Origin of the sequence: Pseudomonas sp. P7759, from assembly GCF_013386445.1 — a bacterium.
GTDB classification, from domain to species: domain Bacteria; phylum Pseudomonadota; class Gammaproteobacteria; order Pseudomonadales; family Pseudomonadaceae; genus Aquipseudomonas; species Aquipseudomonas azotoformans_A.
Genome location: NZ_JACART010000152.1, coordinates 1 through 312 on the forward strand (window position 1 = coordinate 1; position 312 = coordinate 312).

The following is a 312-nucleotide window of genomic DNA, read 5'->3' on the forward strand; positions in this document are numbered from 1 at the left end:
CACTTTCATCGCCCCCGCACCGCCCCGCACCATGGCCGCCACCTGCATAAACCCAATAACAACAGGTCCTTTCGCCATGAGCACTTTCCACCCGCGCCGGCTTTTGCTGGCAACCGCTGTCGCCAGTCTTGCCTTGCCCGTCGTCGCTGAAGAACACGGTTTTCTCGAAGACGCCAGCGCCAACCTCAACCTGCGCAACTTCTTCTTCAACCGAAACTACACCAACCCTACCAAGACCCAGGGCGGCGCGCAGGAGTGGACGCAGAGTTTCATCCTCGACGCCAAGTCCGGCTTTACCCAGGGCACCGTGGG

General features: G+C 60.9%; 1 protein-coding gene. It reads left to right on the forward strand.

Annotation, left to right across the window (positions count from 1 at the left end):
• Positions 1–76: 76 nt before the first annotated feature.
• Positions 77–312 (forward strand): OprD family outer membrane porin (locus HX823_RS31760; RefSeq protein ID WP_177078607.1); only part of this gene is annotated, 236 nt, incomplete at its 3' end.